This window comes from Bradyrhizobium sp. JR4.3 (assembly GCF_040547695.1).
Classification (GTDB): Bacteria; Pseudomonadota; Alphaproteobacteria; order Rhizobiales; family Xanthobacteraceae; genus Bradyrhizobium; species Bradyrhizobium canariense.
The window spans coordinates 282,834-305,880 of the sequence record NZ_JBEPQF010000007.1; the positions used below are offsets into that span (position 1 = coordinate 282,834).

At 64.8% G+C, this 23,047-nt stretch carries 20 protein-coding genes; 10 read left to right on the forward strand and 10 right to left on the reverse strand.

Annotated elements, in window-relative coordinates:
• Positions 1–59 precede the first annotated feature (59 nt).
• Entirely contained in the window at positions 60–869 is an 810-nt protein-coding gene (locus tag ABIB91_RS14765) for a uracil-DNA glycosylase (RefSeq protein ID WP_007594976.1), read from the forward strand.
• Between the two features lie 120 nt (positions 870–989).
• Here ABIB91_RS14765 and ABIB91_RS14770 read toward each other — a convergent pair whose 3' ends face one another.
• From ABIB91_RS14770 to ABIB91_RS14785, 4 genes are all read right to left on the reverse strand, one after another.
• On the reverse strand, positions 990–2,498 hold the full coding sequence (locus tag ABIB91_RS14770) for a glycosyltransferase family 39 protein (protein ID WP_219684689.1): 1,509 nt from the start codon (positions 2,496–2,498) through the stop codon (positions 990–992).
• 98 nt (positions 2,499–2,596) lie between these two features.
• Complete coding sequence (gene rnhB, locus ABIB91_RS14775) at positions 2,597–3,433, reverse strand: ribonuclease HII (RefSeq protein ID WP_354162095.1); 837 nt, start codon at positions 3,431–3,433, stop codon at positions 2,597–2,599.
• 84 nt (positions 3,434–3,517) lie between these two features.
• A complete protein-coding gene (locus ABIB91_RS14780) occupies positions 3,518–3,973 on the reverse strand; it encodes a VOC family protein (RefSeq protein ID WP_007594979.1) in 456 nt (151 codons plus the stop codon).
• Positions 3,974–3,997: 24 nt separating this feature from the next.
• Entirely contained in the window at positions 3,998–5,161 is a 1,164-nt protein-coding gene (locus tag ABIB91_RS14785; protein ID WP_007594981.1) for a PA0069 family radical SAM protein, read from the reverse strand.
• A 211-nt stretch (positions 5,162–5,372) separates the two neighbouring features.
• On the opposite strand from ABIB91_RS14785, the gene ABIB91_RS14790 reads away from it, so the two are divergent.
• Together ABIB91_RS14790 and ABIB91_RS14795 are read left to right on the forward strand one after the other, a co-directional pair.
• Complete coding sequence (locus ABIB91_RS14790) at positions 5,373–7,787, forward strand: phosphoketolase family protein (RefSeq protein ID WP_354162099.1); 2,415 nt, start codon at positions 5,373–5,375, stop codon at positions 7,785–7,787.
• 8 nt (positions 7,788–7,795) lie between these two features.
• Positions 7,796–8,983, forward strand: coding sequence for an acetate/propionate family kinase (locus tag ABIB91_RS14795; RefSeq protein WP_354162102.1), 1,188 nt, complete (start codon positions 7,796–7,798; stop codon positions 8,981–8,983).
• A 233-nt stretch (positions 8,984–9,216) separates the two neighbouring features.
• On the opposite strand, the gene ABIB91_RS14800 is transcribed toward ABIB91_RS14795, so the two are convergent.
• Complete coding sequence (locus ABIB91_RS14800) at positions 9,217–10,056, reverse strand: RMD1 family protein (protein ID WP_354162105.1); 840 nt, start codon at positions 10,054–10,056, stop codon at positions 9,217–9,219.
• Positions 10,057–10,379: 323 nt separating this feature from the next.
• On the opposite strand from ABIB91_RS14800, the gene ABIB91_RS14805 reads away from it, so the two are divergent.
• Both ABIB91_RS14805 and ABIB91_RS14810 read left to right on the forward strand, forming a co-directional pair.
• Positions 10,380–10,955, forward strand: a complete 576-nt coding sequence (locus ABIB91_RS14805; RefSeq protein ID WP_007594985.1) for a glycosyltransferase family protein — start codon at positions 10,380–10,382, stop codon at positions 10,953–10,955.
• Positions 10,956–11,016: 61 nt separating this feature from the next.
• Entirely contained in the window at positions 11,017–11,943 is a 927-nt protein-coding gene (locus tag ABIB91_RS14810) for a bifunctional helix-turn-helix transcriptional regulator/GNAT family N-acetyltransferase (protein WP_354162108.1), read from the forward strand.
• Positions 11,944–12,195: 252 nt separating this feature from the next.
• Here the strand turns inward: ABIB91_RS14810 and moaB are convergent, their stop codons facing one another.
• Entirely contained in the window at positions 12,196–12,759 is a 564-nt protein-coding gene (moaB, locus tag ABIB91_RS14815) for a molybdenum cofactor biosynthesis protein B (protein WP_007594989.1), read from the reverse strand.
• Positions 12,760–12,920: 161 nt separating this feature from the next.
• Positions 12,921–13,856 carry a KPN_02809 family neutral zinc metallopeptidase gene (ypfJ, locus tag ABIB91_RS14820; RefSeq protein WP_007594991.1) on the reverse strand — a complete coding sequence of 312 codons (936 nt, stop codon included), beginning with the start codon at positions 13,854–13,856 and terminating at the stop codon, positions 12,921–12,923.
• Positions 13,857–14,266: 410 nt separating this feature from the next.
• Between ypfJ and ABIB91_RS14825 the strand changes: the two genes are divergently transcribed.
• The 3 genes from ABIB91_RS14825 (at position 14,267) to ABIB91_RS14835 (ending at position 16,710) form a co-directional block, all read left to right on the forward strand.
• A complete protein-coding gene (locus ABIB91_RS14825; RefSeq protein ID WP_007607106.1) occupies positions 14,267–15,397 on the forward strand; it encodes a site-specific DNA-methyltransferase in 1,131 nt (376 codons plus the stop codon).
• A 167-nt stretch (positions 15,398–15,564) separates the two neighbouring features.
• A complete protein-coding gene (locus ABIB91_RS14830) occupies positions 15,565–15,891 on the forward strand; it encodes a hypothetical protein (protein WP_219684695.1) in 327 nt (108 codons plus the stop codon).
• A gap of 132 nt (positions 15,892–16,023) precedes the next feature.
• Positions 16,024–16,710, forward strand: a complete 687-nt coding sequence (locus ABIB91_RS14835) for a glutathione S-transferase family protein (RefSeq protein ID WP_354162111.1) — start codon at positions 16,024–16,026, stop codon at positions 16,708–16,710.
• 58 nt (positions 16,711–16,768) lie between these two features.
• Here ABIB91_RS14835 and ABIB91_RS14840 read toward each other — a convergent pair whose 3' ends face one another.
• Both ABIB91_RS14840 and ABIB91_RS14845 read right to left on the reverse strand, forming a co-directional pair.
• Complete coding sequence (locus ABIB91_RS14840) at positions 16,769–18,778, reverse strand: methyl-accepting chemotaxis protein (RefSeq protein ID WP_354162113.1); 2,010 nt, start codon at positions 18,776–18,778, stop codon at positions 16,769–16,771.
• Between the two features lie 336 nt (positions 18,779–19,114).
• On the reverse strand, positions 19,115–19,549 hold the full coding sequence (locus tag ABIB91_RS14845; protein WP_354162116.1) for a nuclear transport factor 2 family protein: 435 nt from the start codon (positions 19,547–19,549) through the stop codon (positions 19,115–19,117).
• Positions 19,550–19,639: 90 nt separating this feature from the next.
• Here ABIB91_RS14845 and ABIB91_RS14850 point away from each other — a divergent pair, with 90 nt between their 5' ends.
• Positions 19,640–20,557, forward strand: a complete 918-nt coding sequence (locus ABIB91_RS14850; protein WP_354162119.1) for a LysR family transcriptional regulator — start codon at positions 19,640–19,642, stop codon at positions 20,555–20,557.
• Positions 20,558–20,683: 126 nt separating this feature from the next.
• Here ABIB91_RS14850 and ABIB91_RS14855 read toward each other — a convergent pair whose 3' ends face one another.
• Positions 20,684–21,304, reverse strand: coding sequence for a glutathione S-transferase family protein (locus ABIB91_RS14855; RefSeq protein WP_354162122.1), 621 nt, complete (start codon positions 21,302–21,304; stop codon positions 20,684–20,686).
• A 143-nt stretch (positions 21,305–21,447) separates the two neighbouring features.
• On the opposite strand from ABIB91_RS14855, the gene ABIB91_RS14860 reads away from it, so the two are divergent.
• On the forward strand, positions 21,448–22,725 hold the full coding sequence (locus ABIB91_RS14860) for a flavin-dependent oxidoreductase (RefSeq protein WP_354162125.1): 1,278 nt from the start codon (positions 21,448–21,450) through the stop codon (positions 22,723–22,725).
• The last annotated feature ends 322 nt before the right edge of the window (positions 22,726–23,047 follow it).

A 23,047-nucleotide genomic window follows, 5' to 3' on the forward strand; every position in this document is an offset into this window, starting at 1 on the left:
GAAATGCGTTTCGCCGGGGTGCAAGGCGCCCCAAACTGGACTAATAGTCAGACTTTCCAATGATCCCAGAACCCGCACCCACGGTCCGAGAGCTTCTCGCCTTCTATCTGGAGGCCGGAGTCGATTGCACGCTCGCAGAGGAACCGATCGACCGCCTGGCGGAATTGGATGCTCCACCTGCGGCCCCGCGCGCCCCACCTCCGCTCGAGGCGCCACGGCCGGCCGCCGCGCCGGCGGTGTTGCGCGGCGAGGCTGCGCCCGCACCCGACATCGCGATCGCCTCGGCGCGCGAGGCCGCACGCACCGCGCCGACCTTGGAGGCGCTGCGCGAGCTGATGCAGGGCTTCGACGGCTGCGCGCTGAAGCACACAGCGACACGGTTGGTTTTCGCCGACGGTAATCCGCAGGCGCGCATCATGTTCGTCGGCGAGGCACCGGGCCGCGACGAGGACATCGAGGGGCTTCCCTTCGTCGGGCGCAGCGGCAAGCTGCTCGATTTGATGATAGGAGCCATAGGCCTCAACCGCACCACCGCGTACATTGCCAACGTGATCCCCTGGCGGCCGCCCGGCAACCGCACGCCGACGCCGCAGGAGACGCAAATCTGCCTGCCGTTCATCCAGCGCCAGATCGAGCTGGTGAATCCGGATGTGCTGGTGACGCTCGGCAATCCCTCGACGCAGACGCTGCTGTCGACCCGCGAAGGCATCATGCGCACCCGCGGCCGCTGGTTCGACTACGAGACGGGCGCGCGCACCATCCGCGCGCTGCCGACCTTCCACCCCGCCTATCTGTTGCGCTCGCCGTCGTACAAGCGGCTGGCCTGGCAGGATCTGCGCGCGATCGCGAAGGCGCTGGCGGGGGCGTGAGGAGCCGTACGACCCTTCCCCGTCATTGCGAGCGCAGCGAGGCAATCCAGAATCTTTCCGCGGACTCTGGATTGCGTCGTCGCAAGCGCTCCTCGCAATGACGAGGGAAAGGGCGAGCGACTAAGTCCCCTTCGGCCGCACGATGGCCCAGCCGATGCGCAGCAGTTGCTGGCGTCCGGTCACCAGCCATTCGAAGGCGCGCGGGACTTCCGGGACGATGCCGGGAAAGCGCGCGAGGATGTCCGGCGGCGGAGTGCCGCCGGTATCAGAGGCGCGCCAGACCACGACGCCGCCGGTCTCGCTGAACTTGGCCTGATTGATCCAAGGCGTCCGCGCGGGCTCGGCATCGATGAAGAGATGCGGCCGGCCGGAATGCAGCGTGATCAGGCTCGCAAGCTGGGTCTCGCCGGCGACCGCGCGCAGGCGATGATTGGTGCGACGGGCAAAGCTCTCGTCGAAGAAGTCCGAAATCGCGCGCGCCGGCATCGAGGTCGCGATCTCGTTGGCACCGGTCCACGGCAGGAGCAGGACGGCGAGCACGACGCCGATTGCGGGCGCGATGACGGCGGCCGCCCAGACCATCCGCAGCATCCTCGCGCGGCGCATCGCGATGAGATCGCCGGCCCCCACGACCACGGCAAGCCCCGACAACACCAGCACGACGCCGGCGCCGCCGACGACGGCGTCGAGGCCCAGCAGGCCGGAGATCAGCACCGCGCCGAGTGGCGGCGCCAGCGCGAAGAAATAGACGAAATTGCGCGCGAGCGGCTCGACCGGCGGGCGGTAGATGATCGGCGCCTCCTCGCTCTTGGGAACGAACAGGCCGGTGTTGAGGACCGTCAGCGCCGGGATCGCCGCCGCACCGAGCAGGAGCCCCCCGAGCAGCCAGGCCGCGTGCAGCGCGCGGGCATTGAGCTGGGCGACCTCAGGCAAGGCCGGCAGGACGAGCACCTCGGCGCGCATCAGCCAGACGGCATAGGGCAATGCCAGCACGGCGACGACCACCAGCGCAAACAGTGGGTCGAATGCGCGCAGCGTGCGGCGGCCGTCCGCGGTTGCGAGCGCGAAGACGACGATCAGCAGCAAGAAGAAGATCGCAGCCGGCGTCGTCAGCAGCAAGAGGCCGGCCTCGATCGACCAGGCGAACCAAGCGTTGCCGCGGCGCTGTCCGATGATCTGCCAGGAATGCAGCAGCAGCAGCGCCCAGAGCGGCCGCGCCAGCACCAGGGGGCCGAAGTCGAGTGCTGGCGAGGAGAAGGCCAGCAGCGTCATGGTCAGCAGCACGGCCAGCACTGCCTGCTGGGGGCCGACCACCGCGCGGGACAGATGATAGAGCGCGATGAAGGTCGCGACCCCACAGAGCTCCGCAAGGACGTAGACGCCGAACACGTGGCCGCCGGCGGCGCGATAGGCGATGTCGGCGAGCCAGACCGGTAAGGGCGGGCCCAAATCAGTGCCGACCTGGTATTCGCGGCCGAACGCCAGCAGGGTCGCGAGGCTGCCGGGCGGGCTGCGATAAAACACCAGCGCCACGAACAGCCACATCGCGGCCTGGAGCAGCACGGCGATCCAGACGATCAGCCGCGGCCGCGCGCGAATGAGCTCGATGACCAGGGAGGTAAACCGCATGCAACGTCCGAAAGATGCAGCCAACCCGTGAAGCCGGCCCTATTCGCTAACGACTATTTTGATAGAGGGCGCGGCGCGTCGTGGCAACCGAGTCTCGTCTAGAGATTTGCCGACGCGTCGACTTCCAGGCTCGTGTCCACCTGCAGCTCGATCTCGGTCACCGCAAACAGATCCTGCGCCGGCTCGACGGTCCAGGGCATGTGCTTGGCGCGGGCGGCGGCGACGGGGGCGAAGAAGCTGCGGTGGTGGACGGTGGGACCGAGGCGGTTGAGCGCGTCGAGGTGCTCGGGAACGGCGTAGCCCTTGTGCTGCTCGAAACCGTAGCCGGGACAGTCCTGCGCCAGCGCGCACATCAGGCGGTCCCGCGTCACCTTGGCGATGATCGAGGCCGCTGCGATCGACAGGACGATGCCGTCGCCGCCGATCACGGCCTCGCAATCGCATTCCGTGTCGAGCCGGTCGCGGCCGTCGACGAAGACGTGCCGGGGCTGCTCGGGCAGCGCCACCACGGCGCGCTTCAGCGCCCACAGCGAGGCGCGCAGGATGTTGTCGCGGTCGATGCGGGCGCGCGAGGCGACGGCCACCGAGACCTGGGCGGTGGCGCAGATCTTGTCGAACAGCCTTTCGCGCTCCTCGGCCGTCAGGCGCTTGGAATCGTCGATCCCGCGCGGGATGCGGTCGGGATCGAGAATCACCGCCGCAGCCACCACAGGACCGGCCAGCGGCCCGCGCCCGGCCTCATCGCAGCCCGCCACCGGCCAGACGCCGCGCTTCATCAGCGCGCGCTCCCGGCGGAAGCTTGGGGCGACGATGATGGCGCTCTTTGTGCCGGCCAGCGCCTTGGCGATTTTTTTGGGCGCAGCTTTCTTGTTTTCAGGCGCAGCCTTCTTGGGCGCACCTTTGGCCGGCTTCTTGGCGGACTGATCCCGAATCATGGCGGGGATCGTGCGCAAGCGGCACGGCCTGCGCAACCGGGAACCTCGGACAATTCCCGCTATTCAAGATTCAAGTCAGCCGCCCTATTCCGCCAGATGCACCCGCCGGTCCTCGCCGACGTCGATGCCGGGTGCGACCACGACTTCCCATGGATGGCCATCAGGATCGGCGAAATAGCCGGAATAGCCGCCGTAATCGGTCTCATGCGCGGCCTTCAGCAGCGCGGCTCCCTTGCCGATGGCGAAAGCCAGCACCGCATCCACCTCCTCACGCGCGCGGCAGTTCCAAGCGAGCGTCATGCCGCGGAACGTCGATGGCCTCGGATGATCCGGCAATCTGGCGTCGACCGCGAGCTGGTCCCAGGGAAACAGCGCGAGCACCGGACCGCCGGTGTCATAGAACGCAACGGCCTCACCGGTCACCTTGAGCCGGCGCGAAAACCCGAGCGCGTCGTAAAAGGCAATGCTGGCGCGGATGTCATTCACGCCCAGCGTGATGACGGTGAGCCGCGGGATTGGAGCTGGCAGTTCCTGACTCATACGACGCCTCTCCCACTTCGTCCCTCAGAACAGGCTGAGCTGATCGCCGTTCCGCTTCGGCTTGGCAAAATGATCCGTCGTCAGCTTGGAGCGCCGCTTGTTCAGCCCGAGCCTGTCGCAGGCGATCTCGAAGCGGCGGCCGATGGTCCAGGCCATCGGACCGGTGCCCTTCATGCGCTCGCCCCATTTCGCGTCGTAGTCGCGGCCGCCGCGCATGTCGCGGATCAGCGTGAAGACGTGGCGATAGCGGTCCGGATAGTTCGCCATCAGCCATTCCCGAAAGAGATCGCGCACCTCGAGCGGCAACCGCAGCAACACGTAGGAGGCTTCCTTGACGCCGGCATGAGCGGCGGCGTCCAGGATGCGCTCGATCTCGGAATCGTTCAGCGCGGGGATGACGGGGGCGACCATGACGGTGGTCGGAATGCCGGCCTCGGAAAGCTGCTTCAGCGCCTCCAGCCGCTTCGGCGGCGTGGACGCCCGCGGCTCCATGGTGCGCGCCAATTTCGGATCGAGCGAGGTCACGGAGATCCCGACCTTGGCGAGGTTGCGCTTGGCCATGCGCGCGAGAATGTCGATGTCGCGGGTCACCAGCGCCGACTTTGTGACGATCCCGACGGGATGGCCGGCGCGCTCCAGCACCTCCAGAATGCCGCGCATGATTTTGCGCTCGCGTTCGATCGGCTGATAGGGATCGGTGTTGGTGCCGATCGCGATCATCCGCGGCTCGTAGCCCGGCGCTGCAAGCTCCTTCTCGAGCAGCGCCGGCGCCTCGGGCTTCACGAACAGCTTCGACTCGAAGTCGAGCCCCGGCGACAGGCCGAGATAGGCATGGGTCGGCCGCGCGAAGCAATAAACGCAGCCGTGCTCGCAGCCGCGGTAGGGATTGATCGAACGATCGAAGCCGATGTCGGGAGAATCGTTGCGGGTAATCACCTTGCGCGAGGTGTCGATCCCGACCGTGGTCTTGAACGGAGGCAGTTCTTCAAGGCTTTGCCAGCCATCGTCGAATGCGACGCGCGCCTCGGCCTCGAACCGGCCGCTGGCGTTGGACTGCGCGCCCCGGCCTCGCCTGCGCTGGCGGTCGATGGCGACCGCCAGCTCAGGGAAGTCAGAAGGCGCACCCGCCGGCTCGGAGGGCGCCGTGACCGGCGGGTGCTTGAGAGCATGAGAGGATGCTGGACTCATGAAGCAAAGATAGCACGCCAAAGGAACAAATCAAGAACACAAACGAAAAACGTGAAAACAACCCCATGCACAGTAGAGCTGCCCAAACTTCGCGCGCCCGCTTTTGACCTCACGCAACAGTGGCGTCACGGCGATCCCGTTTGATGCTGCCGAAGGATCGATCTCGCCGGAACTCGGTTGGTGACGATCCCGGGTGAAGGTCGGCAGGAACATGACAAATCAACAACAATTGGCCGCAGCGAGCAGCGACCTCGATCTGCTCGACCGCTACTGGCGCGCCGCGAACTATCTCTCCGTCGGGCAGATCTACCTGCTCGACAATCCGCTGCTGCGCGAGCCGTTACGGCCCGAGCACATCAAGCCGCGTTTGCTCGGCCATTGGGGCACGACGCCCGGGTTGAACTTCATTTACGCCCATCTCAACCGCGTCATCCGCGCGCTGGACCTGAGCGTGATCTATGTCTGCGGTCCCGGCCACGGCGGCCCCGGCATGGTCGCCAACACCTATCTCGAAGGCAGCTACAGCGAGATCTATCCCGATATCGCGCGCGATGCCGACGGATTGCGCAAGCTGTTCAGACAGTTCTCCTTCCCCGGCGGCATCCCGAGTCACGCGGCGCCGGAAACGCCCGGCTCGATCCACGAAGGCGGCGAGCTCGGCTACGCGCTGGTGCATGCCTATGGCGCGGCCTTCGACAATCCCGACCTGATCGTCGCCTGTGTCGTCGGCGACGGCGAGGCCGAGACCGGCCCGCTCGCCGCGTCCTGGCACTCCAACAAGTTCCTCAATCCCGCCCATGACGGTGCGGTGCTGCCGATCCTGCATCTCAACGGTTACAAGATTGCCAATCCGACCGTGCTCGGGCGGATGCGCGACGACGAGATCCGCAATCTGTTCCGCGGGCTCGGCCACGAGCCGCTGTTCGTCGAGGGCGACGATCCCAAGCCGATGCATCAGGCCATGGCGGACGCGCTGGATGTCGCGTTCGCCAGCATCCGGTCGATCCAGCAGCACGCCCGCGACGGCCGCAAGAGCATCGAACGCCCGCGCTGGCCGATGATCGTGCTGCGCAGCCCGAAGGGCTGGACCGGCCCCAAGGAAGTCGACGGCAAGAAGGTCGAAGGTTTTTGGCGGGCGCATCAGGTGCCGGTCGCGAACTGCCGCGAGAATCCGGCGCATCTGAAGATTCTCGAAGACTGGATGCGCAGCTACGAGCCGGAAAATCTGTTCGACGCCAACGGCGCTCTGATTGCCGAGCTCCAGGCGCTCGCGCCCGAAGGCAATCGCCGCATGGGCGCCAATCCGCACGCCAATGGCGGCCTTCTGAAGAAGGAGCTGAAGCTGCCGGACTTCCGCAGCTTCGCCGTCGAGGTAACTCAGCCGGGCGGCGTCGTGGCGGAGGCAACCCGCGAGCTCGGGAAATTCCTGCGCGACGTCATCCGCCTCAACGCCGAGGCCCGCAACTTCCGCATCATGGGTCCGGACGAGACCGCGTCAAACCGGCTCGATGCGGTGTTCGAGGCCACGGAACGCGTCTGGATGGAGCCGACAAAACCTTACGACGTGCATCTCGCCCAGGACGGACGCGTGATGGAAGTCCTGAGCGAGCATCTCTGCCAGGGCTGGTTAGAGGGCTATCTGCTCACGGGCCGGCACGGCTTCTTCTCCTGCTACGAGGCGTTCATCCACATCGTAGATTCCATGTTCAACCAGCACGCCAAATGGCTGAAGGTGACCCGGCATCTGCCGTGGCGGCGACCGATCGCCTCGCTCAACTATCTGCTCACCTCGCATGTCTGGCGTCAGGACCACAACGGCTTCAGCCATCAGGATCCCGGTTTCGTCGATCTCGTCGCCAACAAGAAGGCCGACATCGTCCGCATCTACTTCCCGCCGGACGCCAACACGCTGCTGTGGATCGCCGATCACTGCCTGCGCACCTATGACCGCGTCAACGTCATCGTCGCCGGCAAGCAGCCGGCGCCGCAATGGCTGTCGATGCAGGAGGCGGCCACGCATTGCGACGCCGGCATCGGCATCTGGAGCTGGGCCGGCACGGAAGACGCGAATGGCGAGCCCGATGTCGTGATGGCCTGCGCCGGCGACGTGCCGACACTGGAAACACTCGCCGCCGTCGACCTGCTGCGCAAGGCGCTGCCCGAGCTGAAGATCCGCGTCGTCAACGTTGTCGACCTCATGACGCTGCAACCCAGGGAGCAGCACCCGCACGGCTTGTCCGATCGCGACTTCGACGGCCTGTTCACGCGCGACAAGCCGGTGATCTTCGCCTATCACGGCTATCCCTATCTGATCCACCGGCTGACCTATAACCGCACCAACCACGCCGGCATGCACGTCCGCGGCTTTGCCGAGGAAGGCACCACGACGACGCCGTTCGACATGGTCGTGCTCAACGAGCTCGACCGCTATCACCTCGCGATCGAGGCGATCGAGCGCGTGCCGGGACTGGCCACCAAGGCGGCGCAGGTGAAGCAGCAATTCCGCGATAAGCTGATCGAGCATTCGCGCTATGTGCGCGAATACGGCGAGGACATGCCGGAAATCCAGGAATGGGTCTGGCAGAACAGCGCCGGCGGCAACACGCCGGCGCAGGCAGGCGACTGACAGCAGCCATGTCAAACACAGTACTCGTTCTCAACTCGGGATCGTCGAGCATCAAATTCGGCCTGTTCGATATCTCGGCGGCCGAGCCCACCCTGCTCTGCAAGGGCCTGCTCGACGAGCACGAGACGAAGCCGCGGCTCGTCGTGAAGAGCCCCGCGGGCGAGGACCTGTTCGGGAAACGGAGGGAAGCATCGGATGCGGACAGCGATCATCTGTTCGCCGACGTGCTCGGCTTCATCGAGGATCGTTTCGGCGACCATCGCTTGCGCGCCGTCGGCCATCGTGTCGTCCATGGCGGTCCGGACTATTCCGCTCCGGTCGAGCTGACGGACGATGTCACCGCAAAGCTGGAAGCGCTGACGCCGCTGGCGCCGCTGCACCAGCAGCGCTGCCTGGCGCCGGTCCGCACCATCACGGCGATAAGGCCCGACCTGACGCAGATCGCCTGCTTCGACACCGCTTTCCACCACGGCATTGCGCCGCCCGCCAGCCGCTTCGCCATTCCGAGAGGTTATGAAGAGCGCGGCGTCCGGCGCTACGGATTTCATGGCCTCTCGTTCGAATATGTCGCGGGACGGCTCGCCCGAATCGCACCACAGCTCGTGGCGAAGCGCACTGTGATCGCGCATCTCGGCAACGGCGCGAGCCTGTGCGGCGTGCGCGACGGCCGCAGCATCGACACCACGATGGGACTGACGCCGCTCGACGGACTGGTGATGGGCACGCGCTGCGGCAGGATCGACCCGGGCGTACTGCTCTATCTGCAACAGCACGAGAAGATGTCGGTCGAAGACGTCCAGCACCTGCTCTATCACGAATCGGGCCTGCTCGGCGTCTCCCGCATCGCTTCGGATATGCGCACGCTGCTTGCGAGCAGCGAAGCTGCGGCACGGGAGGCGGTCGAGCTCTTCACCTTCCGCGCCGCGCAGGAAGTGGCGGCGATGGCGACAACGCTTGCCGGGCTGGACTGCCTGGTCTTCACCGGCGGCATCGGCGAACACGCCGGGGAAATCCGCGGCGCGATCGGTGAGCGTCTCGACTGGCTCGGTGTGCGCATCGATGCCGCTGCGAATGAGGCGGCGCGCGAGCGTATCAACGATGGCGACAGCGCAGTCGATGTCTTCGTCATTCCAACGAATGAGGAACTGATGATCGCACGACATTGTGCGGCGGTGCTGCGGGCCGTCAGTTCGTGATCAACGGCGTACGGTCGGCGTTGCTTCCCTTCTCCCCTTGCGGGAGAAGGTGGCGCGAAGCGCCGGATGAGGGGTTCTTTCGTCGCTGATGTATGCATGTGAGTATGCGGAGACATACCCCTCACGCCTGTGAGTTTGTGTCTCCTTGCGGTGCTGCCCTCTCCCGAAAGGGGCGAGGGCGCAGTCACGAGCATCTCGCTCGCGGGGTAAATTGATCCAGCGGCCCGCGCGTTCTAATGCGTCCCCGACCAAATCTGGAAACACCCGATCGCGACCTCGATCACGATCAGCACCACCACGGCGATTTCGAGGCGGAGCGAGCGCTGGGTATCGATGATGTCGGTAAGTGCGTTGGCGGTCGCGGACACGGCGGCGAGCTTGCGCTCGAGCGTGTCCAGGCGCTCCTTCAGTTCGTACTCGTCTTCAAGGCGGGCATAGAGCCGGTCGAGTTCGGGTTTCTCCCAGAGCACGTCGGGTTTCTCGGCCACCGCAACACGGCCGGCGACGCGCTGCTGGACGAGAAGCGCATTGCCGATCAATTGCAAGATGCCCTTGCGCCGGGGCGGCGTGCGGCCCTGCTCGGCGAGCTTGCGCGCAAATGGCTCGATCACGTCGAAGACGGCGGCGACGCGGCGCTCGTCACGTGCGAGCGAAGTGCTCTTGGCAAGCGCGTCCGCGATCAGCAGCAGCCGGTCGTCGGAGAATTTGGCGAGACAGATCGGGCCACCCGGCTGGATAGCCTCGGCGCTTTCGTCCTTGCAGAGTTGCGCATGCGCGATCTCCTCCTCGTAGGGGCTGAACTCGCCGATCACGCGGGGCTTCAGGCTGTCGATCAGCACTTTCTCCTCCGAAGGGAGGAGACCGATCAGCACCACGACGCCGTAGCGGAAGATGACCGCAAGGCCGGCATGGACGCGGAAGGCGGCCGGCATCGAGGAGACTGTCGCGCCAATTTCGAGTCCGGAGGGATTGATGCGTTCACCCAGCATCACGGCGCGGATCCGCAAGGTCGGCGCGCCGTCCGGCCTGGGAGATGTTGCCGGCGAGTTAACAGCAAGTTGATCGGCGTTCATTCAAAGCCTCGTCAGCAGCACCATTGCACGGTTTTTCCCGTTCTCCCGCTATCGCATCCTCCTCTTGCAGGATTTACGAACGGCCGGCGCGCCTCGCAATGTTGCGGTTCGTCTCCGGACTAATACGGACAGGACAGGCTTGGGGCGACACATTCGGCAATATCGCCGCCCCGTACGGGACACATTTGGATGCGACAGCTGCAGCGGTTTACCATCGTATACCCGAAGCGCGGCCGGAAAGTTGCTCGGCAGCGCCACATGTTTTATGACGCCCTCATAATGAGCTACGCTTCTCCCGAAGTGTGGACACTGAAGCCTCAATCATGCTGAGCGTCATCATTCCGACCGAAGGCGTCGAGCAGACGGCGGTCGCCACTCTGGCCGCGCTGGTACCCGGTGCCGCCGCAGGCATCATCCGGGAAGTGCTCCTGGTCGACGGCACCCGCAATGGCGTCATCGAGCGCGTTGCCGACGTCGCGGGCTGCCGTTTCATCGGCTTCGAAGGATCCACGCAAGGCGCCGCGCTCGCCGCCGGCGCACTCCAGGCCCGTTCGTCCTGGCTGATGTTCCTCCCTGCGGGCGCTGTGCTGGAAACCGGCTGGATCGAGGAAACCACCCAGTTCATCCAGTCCGTCTCGACCAGCGGCCGGGATCGTGCGGCCGTCTTCCGCTATGCCCGCTCGCCCTACGCCGATGCCGGCTTCCGCGATATTCTCTGGGCCCTGATGCGCAAGCTCGTCGGTCCCTTCGGCGATCAGGGACTTTTGATCGCGCGTGATCACTACGACCGCATCGGCGGCTACGCGCCCCAAGCCCGCCGCTCCGAGGCGCGGCTGCTGCGGCGGCTCGGCCGCTCGTCGCGGATCATGCTGCGCAGTCGGATCGTCATGGTCGGCTAACACTCTCGATACTTGCCAAAGTCAAATAATTGTTTGACAATGGCAAGTATCAAGGTGACCCATGTCATTTAACGGTACCGACGACCACATCGCAGCGGTCCGCGCCTTCAACCGCTTTTACACCCGCAAACTTGGCGTGCTCGACCAGCACCTTGGAAAGAGCCCGTTCTCGCTCAGCGAGGCCCGCGTGCTCTACGAGCTCGCACAACGGGACGACCTTGCCGCCAAGGAGATCGGCAACGAGCTTGGCCTCGACCCCGGCTATCTCAGCCGCATAGTCCAAAGCTTCGACGAAAAGGGCCTGATCACCCGCAGGCCCCTGCCCGCGGATCGCAGGCAATACCAGCTCAGCCTCACCGCCAAGGGTCGCCAGACCTTTGCCAAGCTGAACCTGAGCTCGCAAAATGAGGTCGCCGCAATGCTGGCTCAGCTTTCGGCCAGCGATGCAACGCGGCTCACGCAGGCTATGGCGACCATCGAGGCCGTGCTGGAGCGTCGAAGCCAGCCCGCGGCTTTCATGCTGCGCAGCCATCGCGTCGGCGACATGGGCTGGGTCATCTCACGGCAGGCCGCCGCCTATGCGGCCGACTACAACTGGGATATCAGCTACGAGGCCCTGGTCGCCGAGATCTGCGCACAGTTCATCAAGAACTATGACGTCGCCCGCGAGCACTGCTGGATTGCGGAAGTGGGCGGCGAGCCGGCCGGCTCGATCTTTCTGGTCAAGGCTACGGACGAGATTGCCAAGCTGCGCCTGTTGCAGGTGGAAAAGAAAGCGCGGGGACTCGGTGTCGGCCGCGCGCTGGTCCAGCAATGTATCCAGGGTGCGCGCGAGAGGGGCTACAGCAAGATGACGCTGTGGACGCAAAGCATCTTGGTCGCCGCGCGTGGCATCTATCAAAGTGCAGGCTTCAAGCTCGTGAAGGAAGAGAAGCACCACAGCTTCGGTGTCGATCTGATCGGCGAGACCTGGGAGCGGGATCTCTGACTATTTCGCAACGAGCGAGATGCGCATGAATGCGCCCTCGCCCCTTGCGGGAGAGGGCAGCGACGCTGGTAGACACAAGCCCACTTGGGTGAGGGGTTTGCTTCGGCACATTCCGTGCCGATAGATACCCCTCATCCGGCGCCATAGCCGAAGCTTCGCTTCGGCGTTCTTTAAGAACGGCGGCCCAAGGCGGCCTATGCCACCTTCCCCCACAAGGGGGGGAAGGGAAGAATGGCGCGCCAACGCGGACCCCTACACCGTCGCGCCCTGGGCCTTCGGCCGACGCAGATGCTCGTCCAGCCGCGGCATGATCTCGACGAAATTGCAGGGACGCGTGCGGTAATCGAGCTGGGCTTTGAGGATGCCGTCCCAGCCGTCGCGGCAGGCACCGGGCGAACCTGGGAGGCAGAAGATGTAGGTTGCGCCCGCGACGCCGGCCGTGGCGCGGCTCTGGATCGTCGACGTGCCGATCTTGGCGTGGCTCAGCATGTGGAATGCGATCGAGAAACCGTCCATGCGCTTCTCGAACAAGGGCTCGATCGCCTCCGGCGTGACGTCGCGCCCGGTGAAGCCGGTGCCGCCGGTGGTGATGACGACGTCGACGCCTGCGTCCGCAATCCAGCGGCGGATGACGGTGCGGATCGCCTCGACGTCGTCGGTGACGATCTCGCGCGCGGCGAGATGATGGCCGGCCGCGGTGAGACGGTCGGCCAAGGTCTGGCCGGATTTGTCATCCGCGAGCACGCGCGTGTCGGACACGGTGAGCACTGCGATGTTGAGCGGGACGAATTGTTTTGTTTCGTCGATGGAGGTCATTGTACTTCCTCTCGTGTCCCGGACGCGATGCAGCGCGTCAGCGGTGCGTCGCAGAGCCGGGACCCATGCTCGTGAAATCTCAGAGGCGCCGGCGTTATGGGCCCCGGCTCAGCAGCGCAGCATTACATGCTGCGCTGCGTCCGGGGCACGAAACCGTCAGCCTACTGTCCGCCACCAAACGTGTTGCAGGCCTGGACGGTGCCCTGCTGGTAGCCGGTCATGAACCACTGTTTGCGTTGCGCCGCCGAGCCGTGGGTGAAGGAATCGGGCACGACGCGGCCTGTGGACTGGCGCTGCAGCGTGTCGTCGCCGATCGCGCTCGCCGTGGTGAGTGCGGCGTCGATGTCGCCCGGCTCCAGGAAGTTCGGCCGCTTCTTCGCCTCGCGATTGACCCAGACACCGGACAGGCAGTCGGCCTGCAATTCGACCTTCACCTGGAGCGCATTCGACTCCGCCTTGCTGCCGGCCTGCTGCTGCAGGCGCGTCACGCGTGGAATGATGCCGAGCAGGTTCTGGATGTGATGGCCGGCCTCATGGGCGATGATGTAGGCGGTGGTGAAGTTACAAGCGGACTTGCCGGAGCAGCCGCGAAAACGCGTCTCGACCTCGCGGAAGAAACCGGTGTCGAGGAAGATGGTCTTGTCCGGCGGGCAATAGAACGGTCCCATCGCCGACTCGGCCCGGCCGCAACGCCCGCCATTGGTGACGTTGCGGAACAGCACGACCTTCGGACCGGTAAAGGACTGGCCCGAGGCCTGGAAGATCTCGCTCCAGCGATCGTCGATCTCGCCGAGGATGCCGGAGATCATGCTGCCCATCTCGTCGGTCGGCGCGCCGCGCTTGGCGTTGGACGACGACTGGCGATCGGTCTGGTAGGACGGCGCCTGGCCGCCGCCGGTGAGGATCTCGGCGCCGCCGATCAGGATGCGCGGATCGATGCCGAAGGCGTAGCCGACCAAGCCGAGCACGATGATGGTGCCGATCCCGAGCCCGCCGCCGCCCATGGGGAGGCCGAACCCGCCTCCTCCACCGCCCCCGCCACCATCGTCGCGACGATCCTCGATGTCGTCGCTGCGGCGGAAATCATCGTAGCGCATGGCGGCTTCCCTCGGTCCTGGCTGGCATCAATTGGGCGCAAAGGCGGCAAAGCTCAACGCACCATGCACGTAAAATTTCCATTGCGTTAATCAATATCCCGCTCGGCAATTATTGCCTAGTGCGACAGCATGGCAATGCCAGCAATTTTTTCCGGGCATCGAGCAATTTTTTCCGAGAGAAATTTCGAGTCTTTTTGCGCTCCGATCACAGCCGCGACGCGAAGAAACGCGAAATACACTGCAAAACACGGCGAATACGCGGAGCGAACCGCGTGCGAGGCGCGATGCGAGGGCTGCTTACGAAAGCGGCGGGTTAAGTCGATTTTTACTTTGCCGCTTCAATGTAACGGTCAGTCGGTTGTTTGGTCCCGCGTCGCCGACAGCGTCGCCTGAGTCAGAGTTCTTGAGTCATGGTAGAGTCGCGTCGCGGGGCGTCTGCAAGGGCGCCCCGCACAAATTTTGAGTCTCCTTCGCACAGCATCGTCCTCGGCGATTGCGTCGCAGAGATGTCGAAGCTTCAGGCTGGTTCGGTGGACCTGGTGTTCGCCGATCCGCCCTACAATCTTCAGCTCAAGGGCGATCTCAAGCGCCCCGACGAATCCCATGTCGATGCGGTCGACGACGACTGGGACAAGTTCGATTCGTTCTCCGCCTATGACGATTTCACCCGCGCCTGGCTGCTCGCCGCCCGCCGCGCGATGAAGCCGTCGGCGACGATCTGGGTGATCGGCTCCTATCACAACATCTTCCGCGTCGGCGCGATCATGCAGGATCTCGGCTTCTGGCTCCTGAACGACATCGTCTGGCGCAAGACCAACCCGATGCCGAATTTCCGCGGCCGCCGTTTCACCAACGCACACGAAACCATGATCTGGGCCGCGCGCGACGAGAAGGCCAAGGGCTACACTTTCAACTACGAGGCGCTGAAGGCCGCCAACGAGGACGTGCAGGCACGGTCCGACTGGCTGATCCCGCTCTGCACCGGCGAGGAGCGCCTCAAGGGCGCCGATGGCAAGAAAGTGCACCCGACGCAGAAGCCGGAAGGCCTGCTCGCACGCGTGCTGCTGTCGTCCTCCAAACCCGGCGACCTCGTGATCGATCCCTTCAACGGCACCGGTACCACCGGCGCGGTCGCCAAGCGCCTCGGCCGCTCCTATATCGGCTTCGAGCGCGACAAGACCTATGCGAAAGCGGCACAAGCGCGCATCGCCGCGGTCGAGCCGTTGCCGGAGGCAAGCCTCGCCCCGTTCATGACGGCGCGCGAAGCGCCGCGGGTTGCGTTCTCGGAATTGATCGAGCGTGGCATGATCATGCCCGGCACCAAGCTGTTCGACGCCAAGAAGAAGCTCGGCGCGCTGGTCCGCGCCGACGGCGCCATCATGTTCGGCGACAAGGTCGGCTCCATTCACCGCATGGGCGCGGTGGCGCAAGGCGCGCAAGCCTGCAACGGATGGACCTTCTGGCACATCGAGACCAAGAAGGGTCTCAAGCTGATCGACGAGCTCCGCGCCGAGATCCGCGCCGGCATGGCGGCGGGGTAGCCTTCCCGTGATGTTGTAGGGTGGGCAAAGTGAAGCGTGCCCACCATTCTCGCCGCGATGTTTGGTGGGCACGGCGCTTTGCGCCTTTGCCCACCCTACGGCGTCTTGAATGACGCGACGGCCGGGACTAGATTGACTGTCTACGCCCCGTCTTGATCGGTCGAGCCATGCGACGACAGTCCGAGACATTGCTGCTGGTGCCGCTGCTTCCGATCTTTCTGGTCGGCATGTTTCCGATGTTCCTGATTGCGCTGCTGGGATTTTTCGGCCTCGCCTTGTTCGGCGTGCTCGTGGTCTGTGTCGGGCTCGCCAGCAGCAACGAGGCCCATGACAGTTTCAATCACGACGTCATCGTTCACGGCTATGCGCGCGGATCGGAGCGCAAGGCGCGGGCCTCCGACATGCATATCGCCACGCGGATCGGGCTGCGCCTCGAGGCTGTGGGCGCGGCCATGGTCATTACGGCGGCGATCGGCCTTTGTTACGCCGGCTGATCTGCGTCGCGCGCAGATACCGCCCGGCAAACTCGCCGGTTGCCCTCCCCAACAAGGTTCAGGCAAGACAAGGCGGCTTGCGGACATGTTGCTGCCTCCACTCTCGGCCAACAAACACAGGGGAGATGCCCGATGCTCAAATTCTATTTTAACGGTTCGCCGAACCCGACCAAGGTCGCGCTTTATCTCGAAGAGGCCGGCCTGCCCTTCGAGCCGGTGAAGATCGACACCCGCAAGGGCGAGCAGTTCACGCCGGACTATCTGAAGATCAATCCGAACGGCAAGGTGCCGGCGATCGATGACAACGGCACCATCGTGTTCGATTCCAACGCCATTCTGCTCTATCTGGCCGAGAAGACCGGCAAATTCCTGCCCGCCGCCAATGTTCGCGGTGAGATGCTGTCATGGCTGATGTTCGTCGCCACCGGCGTCGGGCCGTATTCGGGCCAGGCCGTGCACTTCAAGCATTTTGCGCCGAAAGACCAGAACCACGACTACGCGCATAACCGCTACCAGTTCGAGACCGATCGCCATTACAAGATTCTCGACGGTCACCTCAAAGGTCGCCGCTACATGGTCGGCGACAGCTATTCGATCGTCGACATGGCGCTGTGGGGTTGGGCACGGATGGTGCCATTCAAGCTTGGCGACGACGCCTTCGCGCGATATCCGGACGTGAAGCGGCTGGTGGACGAGATCTCGGCCCGGCCCGCGGCGACGCGCGCGATCGCGCTGAAGGACAAGTTCACGTTCAAGGCGGAGATGGACGACGAGGCCCGCAGCAACATGTTCAAGCACATGACGACGAAAGTCGCCTGATCGCACCACGTCACAATGCGAGGCCACGCGCATGCGCGTGGCCTTTTGCTTTTCATGCTCAGGCGGCGTGGACCGAGTTCAGGAAGTTGGCGACTTCCTGCTTCAAGCGGTTGCTGTCGGCCGACAGCGAGCGTGCCGCCGAAAGCACCTGCGAAGAGGCCGAGCCGGTCTCGGAAGCGCCGCGCTGCACGTCGCCGATGTTGGACGACACAAGCTGCGTGCCCTGGGCCGCCTGCTGGACGTTGCGGGAGATCTCCTGCGTCGCCGCACCCTGCTCCTCCACGGCGGCGGCAACCGTCGACGAGATCTCCGACAGCCGCTCGATGGTGCCGCTGATTTCCCTGATCGAGCCGACCGACTCCTCCGTCGCGGCCTGGATGCCCGAGACCTGCTGCGCGATCTCACCGGTGGCCCTCGCGGTCTGCTCCGCGAGCGCCTTGACCTCCGAGGCGACCACGGCAAAGCCGCGGCCGGCTTCACCCGCGCGCGCCGCCTCGATGGTAGCATTCAGCGCCAGAAGGTTGGTCTGGCCGGCGATGGTGCTGATCAGCTCGACCACGTCGCCGATGCGGGCTGCAGCCTTGGAGAGCTCGCTGACGCGCGCGTTGGTCTTGCTCACCTGACCGACGGCTTCGCCCGCGATGCGCGCGGATTCCTGCACCTGGCGCGCGATCTCCGTCACCGAGGAGGACAATTCCTCGGTCGCGGAGGCGACCGCCTGCACATTGGCCGAGGCTTCCTGGGAGGCGGATTGCACTTCGGTGGAGAGATCCTGCGCGCGCCTTGCGGTCGCGGTCAGGGTGCCGGCCGAGCCCTCGAGCTCCTGCGATGCCGAGGATACGGTATCGACGATCTCGCCCACCGCCTGCTCGAACTGACTGGCGAGCCGGGCCATGTCGGCCTTGCGGCCCTCGGCCTGCCGAGCCTCGGTTGCGGTCTGCTCATGGCGCAGCCTTTCGGTCTCGATCATGTTGGTCTTGAAGACGTCGATCGCCTTGGCCATATCGCCGATCTCGTCGGCCTTGCCGCGCGAGGGGATCTCGACGGCGAGATTGCCCCCGGCAAGCAGCCCCATTGCGCGCGTCATCGAGGTCAGCGGCCCCACGATGCTGCGGGCGGTCAGGAAGGCGACGATCAGTCCGAACAGGACGGCGAGGCCGCCCGCGATCTCCTGTAGCGAGGTCGTGCCGTCGATCACGGCATCGGCCGCCATGCGCGAATCGTTGTAATCCGCCTTCAAGGTGGTTTCCGTGACCTTGAGCTTGGCGATGCTCGCGGAGATGAGCGGTGCGAGATCCTTGTGGTAGATCTCGTCGGACCGCAGCATCGCGGCGGAGGTCGTTTCGAACGCGGCTTTGTAGATACCGAGCGCGGTCTTCACAGGCGTCAGAGACGACCGAAGGTCCGCCGCCTGCGGGCTCCTTTCGACGGCTGCCAGCCGCTGTACCGCCCTGTCGACATTGGTTCTGAAGGCGGTGGGGCCGTTGGTGTCGCGCAGAGCGAGGAAGCGCCAGTTCGCGATTCGAACCAGCAGGACCCGGGATTCGAGGTCCGCGACGAGTGACACGGTGTCGTCGTCGGCGGCGGCGCGGGCCACATCCACCAGCTTGGCCATCTTGACGGTCAGCTCTTCGCCACTCGGCAACAGCGTCGCCTTGCCGGTCCGCGCCTCGTTGACGGCGTCGCCGAGACTGTCACGCAGGCTTTTCATTTTGGCGATGTCGCCGATCAGATCGTTGTAGAGCTTCCGCCGCTCCTCCGAGAGGGTGCCCTTTGCTCCGAGCTGCAACAGCGCGGTCGCCGCGGTCTCTCGCTCGGCAGCCTCCCGCATCGCAGGTTCGTTGGCATCGTAAATGTAGCGCAGATTGGCCCGCTGGATGGCCTGAAGATGGGTCGATATCTCCAGGATGCGCGCCGTGCTGTCCGACAATTTGGAGAGTTTTGCGACCTGATCCTGGACGGACCGCAAATTCCAGATGGCGACCACCGCCATCACAAGACCAACCGCCACCAAGGCCATGAAACCAGCGTACAGGCGTCCCCTGATCCGCAAACGAAAACTCGGCATTCCCACTGTCCACTCAGAAGCATGTGAATTCGGGCGGACGAACAACTCCGGCGATTTGTCGCGCCACCCCGGCAGCCGCGGGTCGCGTTGTTCGCGAACCACGCTGCACCGCGACACAATGGGCGACACTCGTTAATTGAACCTTCAAATTTTTCGCGCGCGCATGCGCCAGACGGCACAACATCTGCTGATTTTATCGGCAGGTGAGCAAGATTTTGGCCCGAAGCCCGCAGCGGCATGCATGCCGCTGCAGTCTGTCCGGCCTGTGCGACCGACCGCCCCTCGCCGACCGCGGCGGACGGCACCGGTCGGCGGACGCGACGCCGCTCGATCCGCTCAGCTCGCGGCCGTCTGCGGAAACGGACCGAGGGCCTTCTCGGTCAGCACCGAGTCGCAATATTCGCGGATCTCCTTGATCTTGCCGTCCTCGAGACGAAACACGAGACAATAATCGTTGTCGTAGCGCACCCCCTCGGGCGTGACATTGTCGCCCTTTGCTTCGACGACGACGACATCGCCGTCGGCGATGAAGCGGTGGGCAACCGTCCGCGTCCGGTCGACAAGGCGGGTCCGCACATAGGCGTGCAGATCGTTGAGGATCGCCTGCTTGCCCGAAAAGGTGCGCGACCAGGAGTACTGGCCGGTCACGATCCATTTGGCGTCACCGGCAAGACTTTCGGTGAACAAACCGCGGTCGCGCGCAGCCGGATCGGGGCTGGCGGCGGCTGCAAAGATATCCTGCATCAGTTTCTTGTTGGCGCTCGCGCTCATGGCGGCATCTCCTTCGGTGAGAACACCGAGATCATCGCCGCCGGCTCTAAATTCTTCAAATCGATAGTGGATATGATATCTATTCGCCTCATGAATTTGAATTCGCTCGACCTCAATCTCCTGACCGCGCTCGACGCACTGCTGCGCGAGGCCAGCGTCAGTCGCGCCGCCTTGCGGATCGGGCTGTCGCAGCCGGCGGCCAGTCATGCGCTCCAGCGTCTGCGCGACATCCTTGGCGATCCGCTCCTGGTACGCACAGGCGCGCGGATGGAGCTGACGCCGCGGGCACAAGCCTTGCGCGCGCCGTTGGCGCAGGCACTCGACCAGGTGCGCGGGCTGTTCGTATCGAATGAATTCGATGCGGCGCGCAGCGAGCGGCAATTCCGACTGATGATGCCGGACCTCGCGGTCGAGCTGTTGATGCCGCCCTTGATGGAAAAGGTGACGCAGGCCGCTCCCAACGTCCGGATCGACGTGGTGCCGTGGCGGGGACCGGCGATTTTCCACGCCGAGTTCGCCCGCACCATCGATCTCGTGATCTCGATCGGCAACGCCTTCAAGGGATTTCACCGCCAGCTGCTCTACACCGACAGCGACGCGCTGGCGGTGCGGCGCGGCCACCCCGTCGCCACGGCGCTGAAGCGGCGCGAGACGTTCCTGGCCGCGCGCCATGTCGGAGTAGTTATCCGCGGCCAGCCGGAGGACCTGATCGACACTTGGCTGCGCACCAAGGGCATCGACCGGCACATCGCTCTCGTCGTCCCCGGTTATCTCGAAGCGCTGCATGTCGCCGCCCGCACCGACCTCGTCGCCTTCGTGCCGCGCCGGCTGATCGCGGCGCTGTCCAAGCAGCTCGGCCTCGTCACGGTGACGCCACCACTCGACCCCGGGATCGACGAGCAGTTCATGTTCTACCCGACCCGCGCACAGATGGATCCCGGCTCGATCTGGCTCAGGCGGCTGATGCTGGAGACGGGACGGGAATTGGAGAAGCGGAAGGCTTCGTAGGGTGGGCAAAGCGACTTGTCCGCCGTAGCTCGAAGAGCGAGGGCGGAAGCTTGCCCACTACTTCTGTTGAAGTGATCAGAGATGGTGGGCACGGCACTACGCGCCTTTGCCCACCCTACAAGAGCCCTACGCCTTCTGCGCGTCCATTACCTTCCGCACGGCGGGGCGGTCGGACATGCGCTTGAAATGATCGGCGATCTTCGGCGTCGTGTTGATGTCGACGCTGTCGCCTTCGAGCCAGGTCGACAGGGTGTAAAGATAAGGATCGCAGATCGTGAACTGCTCGCCCATCACCCAGGGTCCCTTGTACATCTTCTGCTCGATCAGGGCGAAGCAGGCGCCCATGGTCTTTGGGATCATCTGCTTCATGTCGGCGAACGAGCTTTCTTCGCTCGCCCAGCGCGCGCCGCGCATCTTGTGCGCATGGTTGATGTGCACGGTCGAGCAGAGATAGGAGTTGAAGGACTGCACCTGGGCGAAGTCGAAGGGATCGTCGAGCGGCGCGAGCTTGGCCTTGGGGAAGGTCTGCGCGAGATAGGCCAGCATCGCGGGCGTCTCGGTCAGGACGCCACGATCGGTCACCAGCGCGGGCACGCGGCCTTTCGGGTTGATCGCGAGGTACTCCGCGCTGTTTTGCTGGTTGGTCTTGAAGCTCAGCCGCTCGGCGGCGTAGTCGGCGCCGGCTTCTTCCAGGGTGATGTAGGTGGCGAGCGCGCAGGTGCCGGTGGCGTAGTAGAGCTTGAGCATGTCGGACCTCATGGGAAAGCCGGAAGTTAACGGCTGCCGGCCCCTAGGTCCATAGCACGGCGTTCTCAGTGTGCCCTTGCTCTTCGCAGTTGCCCACCGGCGCCCGGCTGTGCCAAGACGCCTCTAGTTGGAGGGGCTTTCCCATGACCGTACTCATCGCCGGTGGCGGCATCGGCGGCCTGACGCTTGCGCTCAGCCTGCACGGAATCGGCATTCCCGTGAAAGTGTTCGAGAGCGTCGCCGAGCTGCGGCCGCTCGGTGTCGGCATCAACGTGCTGCCGCATGCGGTGCGCGAGCTGATCGAGCTCGGGCTGATGGACAAGCTCGATGCCAGCGGCGTGCGCACCCGCGAGCTCGCCTATTTCTCCAAGCACGGCAAGCCGATCTGGAGCGAGCCGCGCGGACTGGAGGCCGGCTACAAATGGCCGCAATTCTCGATCCATCGCGGCACGCTCCAGCAGCTCCTGCTCGACACCGCTATCGAGCGGCTCGGCCGCGACAACATCCTCACCAGCCATCATCTGACCGGCTGGACCGAAACGGCAGACGGCATGCGCGCCGATTTCATCGACAAGGCCACCGGCAAGGCCGCGGGGACTTACGACGGCACGATCCTGATCGCCGCCGACGGCATCCATTCCGCCGCGCGAGAAAAACTCTATCCCGACGAAGGCCCGCCGATCTGGAACGGCCGCATCCTCTGGCGCGGCGTCACGCCTGCAAAAGCCTTCCTCAGCGGCCGCACCATGATCATGGCCGGCCACGAGATCCTGAAATTCGTCTGCTATCCGATCTCGAAGGAACCGGACGCCGCGGGCAACCATCTGATCAACTGGGTTGCCGAGCGCCACATGCCGCCGACCTATCAATGGCGGCGCGAGGACTATAACCGCACCGCACGGCTGGAAGAGTTCTTGCCCTGGTTCGAGAGCTGGCAGTTCGACTGGCTCGACGTGCCCGGCCTCATCAAGAACTGCCCGCACGCCTATGAATATCCGCTGGTCGATCGCGATCCGGTGTCACAATGGACTTTCGGCCGCGTCACGCTGATGGGCGACGCCGCACATCCGATGTACCCGATCGGATCCAACGGCGCCTCGCAGGCGATCCTCGATGCCCGCACCATCACGCGCGAGATCCTGGCGCACGGCCCGACGCAAGCGGCCCTGCTCGCCTATGAGGCCGAGCGAAGGCCTGCAACCACCAGTCTCGTCCTGCTCAACCGCAAGAACGGCCCCGAGCAGGTGATGCAGCTCGTCGAAGAGCGGGCGCCGGATGGTTACAAGGTCGTCACTGACGTGCTGTCGCAACAGGAGCTGGAGGATGTTGCCGCCAACTACAAGCGCGTCGCCGGCTTCCAGGTGGAAGCGCTGAATGCGAAGCCGCCCATCGTGAGCGCGGGTGCGCGCGCGACGAAATGAGTATTCGCGCGAAGCGAGACGCGCGTTGATGCGCCCTCGCCCCTTGTGGGAGAGGGCAGCGATGCCGGTAGACGCGGACTCACTCAGGTGAGGGGTCTGTCTCCGCGAGCGCATCTCTGACAACTTGACCTCGCCGAGAGATACCCCTCATCCGGCGCTTCGCGCCAGCTTCTCCCGCAAGGGGCCTGTTGCGTAATCCGTCAATTGTGATTCTCTAAGGCAAAGCCTTGGAGGAATGACGATGGCGGTGAAGCAGACGGGGCAGCCGAGTTTTATTGAGGCTTGGCTCCCGAAGGGAGCAGGTGCCAATGCAGCGCTGGAT

What these genes read in the sequence shown, in the direction of transcription:
- ypfJ (WP_007594991.1), bottom strand. Translation starts at nt 13,856, where the DNA reads ATGCGCTACGATGATTTCCGCCGCAGCGACGACATCGAGGATCGTCGC.
- ABIB91_RS14805 (WP_007594985.1), top strand. Translation starts at nt 10,380, where the DNA reads ATGCTGAGCGTCATCATTCCGACCGAAGGCGTCGAGCAGACGGCGGTC.
- ABIB91_RS14825 (WP_007607106.1), top strand. Translation starts at nt 14,267, where the DNA reads ATGGTAGAGTCGCGTCGCGGGGCGTCTGCAAGGGCGCCCCGCACAAAT.
- ABIB91_RS14845 (WP_354162116.1), bottom strand. Translation starts at nt 19,549, where the DNA reads ATGAGCGCGAGCGCCAACAAGAAACTGATGCAGGATATCTTTGCAGCC.
- moaB (WP_007594989.1), bottom strand. Translation starts at nt 12,759, where the DNA reads ATGACCTCCATCGACGAAACAAAACAATTCGTCCCGCTCAACATCGCA.
- ABIB91_RS14765 (WP_007594976.1), top strand. Translation starts at nt 60, where the DNA reads ATGATCCCAGAACCCGCACCCACGGTCCGAGAGCTTCTCGCCTTCTAT.
- ABIB91_RS14795 (WP_354162102.1), top strand. Translation starts at nt 7,796, where the DNA reads ATGTCAAACACAGTACTCGTTCTCAACTCGGGATCGTCGAGCATCAAA.
- ABIB91_RS14860 (WP_354162125.1), top strand. Translation starts at nt 21,448, where the DNA reads ATGACCGTACTCATCGCCGGTGGCGGCATCGGCGGCCTGACGCTTGCG.
- ABIB91_RS14780 (WP_007594979.1), bottom strand. Translation starts at nt 3,973, where the DNA reads ATGAGTCAGGAACTGCCAGCTCCAATCCCGCGGCTCACCGTCATCACG.
- ABIB91_RS14770 (WP_219684689.1), bottom strand. Translation starts at nt 2,498, where the DNA reads ATGCGGTTTACCTCCCTGGTCATCGAGCTCATTCGCGCGCGGCCGCGG.
- ABIB91_RS14840 (WP_354162113.1), bottom strand. Translation starts at nt 18,778, where the DNA reads ATGCCGAGTTTTCGTTTGCGGATCAGGGGACGCCTGTACGCTGGTTTC.
- ABIB91_RS14835 (WP_354162111.1), top strand. Translation starts at nt 16,024, where the DNA reads ATGCTCAAATTCTATTTTAACGGTTCGCCGAACCCGACCAAGGTCGCG.
- ABIB91_RS14785 (WP_007594981.1), bottom strand. Translation starts at nt 5,161, where the DNA reads ATGAGTCCAGCATCCTCTCATGCTCTCAAGCACCCGCCGGTCACGGCG.
- ABIB91_RS14810 (WP_354162108.1), top strand. Translation starts at nt 11,017, where the DNA reads ATGTCATTTAACGGTACCGACGACCACATCGCAGCGGTCCGCGCCTTC.
- rnhB (WP_354162095.1), bottom strand. Translation starts at nt 3,433, where the DNA reads ATGATTCGGGATCAGTCCGCCAAGAAGCCGGCCAAAGGTGCGCCCAAG.
- ABIB91_RS14850 (WP_354162119.1), top strand. Translation starts at nt 19,640, where the DNA reads ATGAATTTGAATTCGCTCGACCTCAATCTCCTGACCGCGCTCGACGCA.
- ABIB91_RS14830 (WP_219684695.1), top strand. Translation starts at nt 15,565, where the DNA reads ATGCGACGACAGTCCGAGACATTGCTGCTGGTGCCGCTGCTTCCGATC.
- ABIB91_RS14800 (WP_354162105.1), bottom strand. Translation starts at nt 10,056, where the DNA reads ATGAACGCCGATCAACTTGCTGTTAACTCGCCGGCAACATCTCCCAGG.
- ABIB91_RS14790 (WP_354162099.1), top strand. Translation starts at nt 5,373, where the DNA reads ATGACAAATCAACAACAATTGGCCGCAGCGAGCAGCGACCTCGATCTG.
- ABIB91_RS14855 (WP_354162122.1), bottom strand. Translation starts at nt 21,304, where the DNA reads ATGCTCAAGCTCTACTACGCCACCGGCACCTGCGCGCTCGCCACCTAC.